The following is a 6,173-nucleotide window of genomic DNA, read 5'->3' on the forward strand; positions in this document are numbered from 1 at the left end:
CGGGAGATTTTCCCTGAGGGATCGTTTGAGCGCAGAGGTCACTTTGAGGATGCCAAGGGAAATGGTATCGCTCTGGTGGTACCACCGAAAAACGGTGTTGCGCTGGAGATCCAGGGAGACGGCAAAGCCCACCGTCATGTGATCACAGATGAACTGAAAGAGCTGGAGGACATCAAGGACACGGAGTTTACGATCATGTCCCCGATTTCGTATTTCGGTCGGAAGCGAAATGGGAAAAACGCACGGTATCTCTATGCGATGGTGTTCGATCTGGACGGCGTGGGTATGCCGCAGCTCCGTGACACGCTGCATCAGATGAACAAGGACATTATTCCCAAGGCTACCTTCGTGGTAAACAGCGGGACGGGGCTGCATCTGTATTATGTGCTGACCGAGCCGATCCCTATGTACCCGCACAATCAGAAGATTTTGAAAGAGCTGAAATACGCTCTCACCCGGCAGATCTGGAACAGGTTTACCTCGTCCATCCGTGAGCCGCAGATGCAGGGTATTTTGCAGGGCTTCCGTGTGGTGGGAACCGGCACAAAGCTGGGAAAGGAATATCCCGTGGTGGCCTATCGGTATGGCGGTGCGGTGGAGCTGGAGAAGCTGTTTGACTATATCCCAGACAGCAACGGTGAGCAGCAGCGCATACAGGCGCTCATGCGAAAGAGCCGCCTGTCACTGGCCGAGGCAAAAGAGAAGTACCCAGACTGGTATGAGCGCCGGGTGGTGAAGAAGGAACGTCGGGGGCGCTGGACGGTGAAGCGGGATCTCTATGACTGGTGGCTGCATCGGATCGCCGACGAGATCCGTGTGGGCCATCGGTTCTACGGGATTATGACGCTTGCCATCTATGCCAAAAAGTGCGGCATAGACGAAGAAGAGCTGCGCCATGACGCTTTCGCGCTGATTAAGCCATACGACGATATGAGCGTGGAGGACATCAACCGCTTTACGAAGGACGATGTGGTGTGTGCTCTGGAGATGTTCAATGAGGACTATGTGACTTTTCCGAGGGATGATATTGCAAAGATATCTGGTCTGACTATGCCGGTCAATAAGCGGAATTGGCGCAAGCAAAAAGACCATTTGGAGATTGCAAGGGCCATTAGGGATATTGGGGTTCGGCAAAAGGGAAAAAAGGATTGGAGAGATGGAAACGGCAGGCATAATGCGGAATGGGAGGTCTATAGGTGGCGGCAGCAGCACCCGGAAGGGCGCAAGGCGGACTGTATCCGAGATACTGGTCTGAGCAAGCCAACGGTCTACAAATGGTGGGACAGTGAGCCGCCTGCGGTGTGGCAGGAGGATGGTCACATGGTCGCCAGAGTCCGGCCGTCCCAGGCACTGAGCGATTTGCTGGTGGAGGCTTTGAAAAAGGACGGAGATTAGGGGCTATTTGGGGGCCTTTATCCCCGCAGGACGGCGTTTGCGGTGCGCTGAGGGTAGAGATGCTGACCCGCTCTGAAAAGCGGCCCAGAGGGGCGACAAAGAGGCTTTTTCTCCTTCTATGCGTCCGCAATACGGCGAGGGCAGCATTGCAGGTGGGAACCGAGGAATGATATTGACAATGTAAATAAAATCGAATACAATAGAAATACTAAAGGAAGAAAGGGGCTGAAATTATGGCAAGCACGAATATCAATATCCGCATGGATACTGACTTGAAGATGCAGTTTGAGGCTTTTTGCGCTGATATGGGAATGACGATGACAACCGCTTTCAATGTTTTTGCAAAAAAGGCGGTGCGTGAGTATCGTATTCCCTTTGAGATCAGCGGCGAAGTGCCGAATGCTGTCACGAGAAAAGCAATCGAGGACGTAGAGAATGGGATTGGAATGAGCAGGGCTTTTTCCTCCGTAAAAGAGCTGATGGAGGATCTGAATGCTGACGATTAAGTATCAGACGGCCTTTAAGAAGGACTATAAGAGAATTGTCCGGAGAGGCTATGACGTGCGGCTGCTGGAGGAAGTAATTAGTATTTTGGCGGAACAAAAGCCGCTGCCGGAGATATATCGGGATCATAACTTGTCCGGAGATTATATCGGGTGCAGGGAATGCCATATAACTCCGGACTGGCTTTTGATCTATGAAATCAAGAATGATGAGCTTGTTCTCTGCTTGACCAGAACGGGAACGCATAGTGACTTGTTCTGAAAAATGAGAGGGAGAGCGTGGTGATACGGTGGCAAAAACGATCCGGCAGATAGCCGACGAGATAGGGGTATCAAAGACAGCGGTAAGTAAGCAAATCGCAAACCTTGGTTTGCGATCAGGTTTGCGAAAAAACGGAAACCAGTTTGCGATTGATGAACAACAAGAAGCGTTGATAAAACAGGCTTTTTTTGAAAAAACGAAAACTGAAATCGAAAACCAATCGCAAACTAAAACGCAAACCGAAAACCACGAAGTTGGCGATTTAGTTTGCGTTTTACGGGCCACCATCGACACGCTACAAGGGCAGCTTGAAGTGAAAGACCGGCAGATCGAGCAGCAGGCTAAGACCATTACCCGGCTCACTGACGCGCTGACCGCCGCACAGCAGACGGTGCAGGCAGCGCAGGCACTTCATGCCGGAACGATGCACCAGCAGCGTCTTTCTAGTGAGGTTGGATGTGCTGTTGCTTCGGTAGAGCTGGAACGACCTAAGAGTTTTTGGAGTAAGATTTTTAGAAAATAGAAATGAAGGTGTAACAATGGAATTTATTGCGGCTATTATAACATTTATTGCAGGCTATTTGGGCGCAACAATGGGAGCGGTTATGAATTGGCCGGATGCGGGAGCTATTGTTGCAATAACGGTTATGGGTTTTTTCATTCTAAAAAGAATGAAAAAAGACGAGTAAAAAAGCTGCAGAGAAGCCTCTGCAGCTTTTTTGTTAGGTCACGCTTTTATTTTAGTAGGTAACGGTGACAGCTCTTGCAACGTAAGGGACTACGGTAGCTACGCTGGCGGAGAAACTTGGTGTGCCGTTTACATCAATTCCAACGCTAATATCGCCGAAACCAATGGTCTTGTGTGCGTATCCAGCTTGGATATTTACGCTTTCATCGGCAATCATGCCGTAGCGAATGTATGCACTGAAGTAATAGTCCCTTGCACCACCGGTGCAATAATCACATCTTGGAGAAATTGGAACAAAGTGCATTACAGGAATAAATCGTTCATAGTCAAAGCTTAAATCTTCATCGATGGTGTTGGAACTTGATACACTTCGATTTTTGTATGTTTTTTGTGTGCAGCCGCTGGTACAGGTGAAAGTTTGAGAAACAGAACCATATTCACTATAACTGTCATCGAAAGTTCCAGAAGTGCCCAAAACAAAGGCGTCTTGCAATGCAATAGCAGGATATTCTTGCCATGTTCCCCTTGCCCATACGGAATAGTATTTCTCACGGCCAACAGTTTTGATGTAACTGTAATTTGTAGTGATTTTCATATATCCATCATCTGATGTCCAATCGGCTAAAGGAATAGCGTCAAAATTGGAAACGATGGTGTTTCCTTCATCATCAACTCGTACATAAGAAGATGAAGTGCTGATGTTATCATAGGTGAGGAAAGAAAGAATTTCTTCTTCGGGTAAATCTTGGTACTCTTGACCGGTGTAGTCCAAAATATAAGTTGCAATTTCGTAATCAGAAATGGCAGGATTTGCAGTGTGCACAGCATTCACAAAGTCGTCCAAATTATTAAAGGTGTTCGTAATTGCTCCACTTTCACTGGTTGTTTGCGTAACTTGAATTGTTGCGTCTGCGATAGCAGATAAGTCAGTTGAACTGTCGGCTGCAAAAGCGGTAGCAGACATAGTGCAGACCATAGCGAGAGAAAGAATAATCGATAAGGATTTTTTCATGTAAAGACCTCCTTTTACTTTGGTGGGCAGGTATGCTTAAACTGAGTATATCGGCCCATGGGAATCACCTCTTTCTGTGGATGGGATTTAAACAAATTATACTAAAAATCGATGATAATGGCAAGATAATTTTGCTAAAATGACTCGGGCCTGATAATGAGTGTCCCTTGCTGGAGGCAGAGGCAGCGCATGACCGGCAGCACAAGCGACCGATAGACGCAGCCAGCTCCAGCAGTCCACGCGGAAGCGCGCAAAAGCACTTTCATACTGCCAGCCCATAAAGGGCGGCGGTGTGAAAGTGCTTTTGCGTTACTTTCTCACCAGAAAGTAACAAAGAGGTTGCCTTATCGGTAGCTGTATGGTAAAATGGGAGCAAGATAAAATACGGGAAAACGGTGCAGAAGAAAGGACGGGTGAGCGGTATCGGCACAACCATTTCTGGCATGATGGGACAGGGTAGTATCCGGCATAACAACCGGGAGTTTACAGCGGCCAATGTAGACCGCGACCGGTCGGGGCAGAACATCGTCTTTGTCAACGAGGATCTGAAGCAGGTCTATCACGAGCTGTTTGACGCGGCGCTGGAGATCTACAACGCCGGGAAGAAAAAGACCAGAGATAAGATCCCGGACTATTACGAGCATATCCGGCAGAGTAAGCAAGAGAAGCTGTTCCATGAGGCCATCTTCCAGATCGGAAATCTCAGCGACTGCGGCTGCGGCTCGGAGGGTGGCCGGCGGGCAGCCGAGGCGCTGACGGAGTTCGCAAAAACCTTTCAGGAGCGCAACCCCCATCTCCGGGTGTTCAACATGGTGCTGCATATGGACGAGGCCACGCCGCACCTTCATGTAGACTATATCCCGGTGGCAACGGAGCAGACGCGGGGCCTGTCTACGAGGGTGTCCATGAAGCAGGCGCTCAAGCAGCAGGGATTTACCGGGCTTGGCCGGAAACAGACCGAATGGAAGGCTTGGATGGATCGGGAGAAGGACATGCTGACAGAGATCGCCCAGCAGCACGAATTTGAAATCATTTCTCTTGGCAGCAACCGGCGGCACATGGACTTGCCGGAGTACCGGGCGGCGATACAGGAGGCCGAGGCCGTGCAAGAGCAGACGGTGGCATCCACGCAGGAGCTGACAGACCTGCAGGAGCAGAGGACGGAGCTGAAGCGGGAAATCAAGTCGCTCTCCGGCGCTTCTGCGGCGCTGAAGGCCGCAGAACGGGTGCGGGTGGACTTTGATGCTATCCGACCGGAAAAAACGCTCACAGGAGCTGTCAAGGGCGTTACGGTGGAGCAGATCAGGGAACTCAAGGCTGCGGCCATGAGCGGCGCAGCGTCGAAGCAGGAAAATGTGGAGCTGAAAAAGGAAAATGCTGCGCTGAGAAAAGACAAGGCCGAGCTGCAAAAAAAGGTTCCGTCTATCATGGATCGGATGGAAGCTGCGGCAAAACAGAACCAGCTTGAACGACTCCGGTATGAGAACATGGAACTGAAAGAGGCGCTGGAGGAAGAACGGAGCTTTTCCGACCGGCTGCTGGAGGGCATCGACCGGGTGCTGGATATGCTGGAGCGGCACCTGCCGAAGCAGCTTCTTGACCTCGTCGATAAGGCGCGGGATCTGCTGCCGGAGCATCAGTCCTACCGGCAGGAACAGCAGCGAGAGAAAGGCCATTCCTGGGGTGACATGAGCCTGTGAAAATAGCCTGTCCGAAGGCCCTTGCAAACGCCTTTCGGACAGGCTATAATGACAGGTGAAAAGGTAAAAAAAATATATTGATAATATATGCCCCCCTAAGAGCCTCTGGCTCAAAAAGACGAAAGAAAATTTTCTCTCTGGATCGGGAGAAAGTCGGAGGGGAAATGGGGGTGTGCTGAGGGGTGTGGGAATGATGGTAAACCCAACGGGTTTTCCATCATTCCCATGCCCCTCAGCGAGGGGGAAAGGGGGAGGTGACTTTCTCTTTAAGGCCCCGCAGGGGAAGCTCTTTGGCTCCCCCTTCCCCCCTTCCCGCCCGCAGGCGGGTCCCGCCGCAGCGGACTTTTCTTTTTGCTTCTTTTTCTTTTCTGGACTGGAGGTATTTTATGACGATGAATCAGCAGGCTGCGCTGGAGCGGCAGCGGGCGCTTTACCGGGAGAAGAACGCCCATCTCGGAAAGTATCTGGAGCCGGTGGAGCCGTTTGAGTTTTACCGGGAGATTTTCCCTGAGGGATCGTTTGAGCGCAGAGGTCACTTTGAGGATGCCAAGGGAAATGGTATCGCTCTGGTGGTACCACCGAAAAACGGTGTTGCGCTGGAGATCCAGGGAGA

7 protein-coding genes and 1 pseudogene are annotated in these 6,173 nt (G+C 50.7%); 7 read left to right on the top strand and 1 reads right to left on the bottom strand.

Going from position 1 to position 6,173, the window contains the following annotated elements; all coding sequences use genetic code 11:
• The 5 genes from H8711_RS13090 to H8711_RS13110 all read left to right on the top strand — a co-directional run.
• The coding region (locus tag H8711_RS13090) for a hypothetical protein (protein WP_249283829.1) at positions 1 to 1,395 on the top strand (1,395 nt) is incomplete at its 5' end.
• A 233-nt stretch (positions 1,396 to 1,628) separates the two neighbouring features.
• Positions 1,629 to 1,901 (top strand): type II toxin-antitoxin system RelB/DinJ family antitoxin, encoded by a 273-nt coding sequence (locus tag H8711_RS13095; protein WP_118626744.1) that lies wholly within the window; start codon positions 1,629 to 1,631, stop codon positions 1,899 to 1,901.
• On the top strand, positions 1,888 to 2,160 hold the full coding sequence (locus H8711_RS13100) for a type II toxin-antitoxin system YafQ family toxin (protein WP_118626743.1): 273 nt from the start codon (positions 1,888 to 1,890) through the stop codon (positions 2,158 to 2,160). Before H8711_RS13095 ends, H8711_RS13100 begins: the two co-directional genes overlap by 14 nt.
• 28 nt (positions 2,161 to 2,188) lie before the next feature.
• The gene (locus H8711_RS13105) at positions 2,189 to 2,683 is read left to right on the top strand and encodes a hypothetical protein (protein WP_118626742.1); all 495 of its coding nucleotides are present in this window, start codon (positions 2,189 to 2,191) and stop codon (positions 2,681 to 2,683) included.
• 16 nt (positions 2,684 to 2,699) lie between these two features.
• Positions 2,700 to 2,849, top strand: a complete 150-nt coding sequence (locus H8711_RS13110) for a hypothetical protein (protein ID WP_177610831.1) — start codon at positions 2,700 to 2,702, stop codon at positions 2,847 to 2,849.
• A gap of 51 nt (positions 2,850 to 2,900) precedes the next feature.
• Here H8711_RS13110 and H8711_RS13115 read toward each other — a convergent pair whose 3' ends face one another.
• Positions 2,901 to 3,860, bottom strand: a complete 960-nt coding sequence (locus H8711_RS13115; RefSeq protein ID WP_118626741.1) for a hypothetical protein — start codon at positions 3,858 to 3,860, stop codon at positions 2,901 to 2,903.
• Between the two features lie 395 nt (positions 3,861 to 4,255).
• Between H8711_RS13115 and H8711_RS13120 the strand changes: the two genes are divergently transcribed.
• Together H8711_RS13120 and H8711_RS13125 are read left to right on the top strand one after the other, a co-directional pair.
• Positions 4,256 to 5,560, top strand: coding sequence for a plasmid recombination protein (locus H8711_RS13120; RefSeq protein WP_228300620.1), 1,305 nt, complete (start codon positions 4,256 to 4,258; stop codon positions 5,558 to 5,560).
• A gap of 386 nt (positions 5,561 to 5,946) precedes the next feature.
• Positions 5,947 to 6,173, top strand: a pseudogene (locus tag H8711_RS13125) (hypothetical protein); the annotation flags it as partial.

Source organism: Ligaoa zhengdingensis (assembly GCF_014384885.1).
In the GTDB taxonomy this organism is placed as follows: Bacteria; Bacillota; Clostridia; order Oscillospirales; family Ruminococcaceae; genus Ligaoa; species Ligaoa zhengdingensis.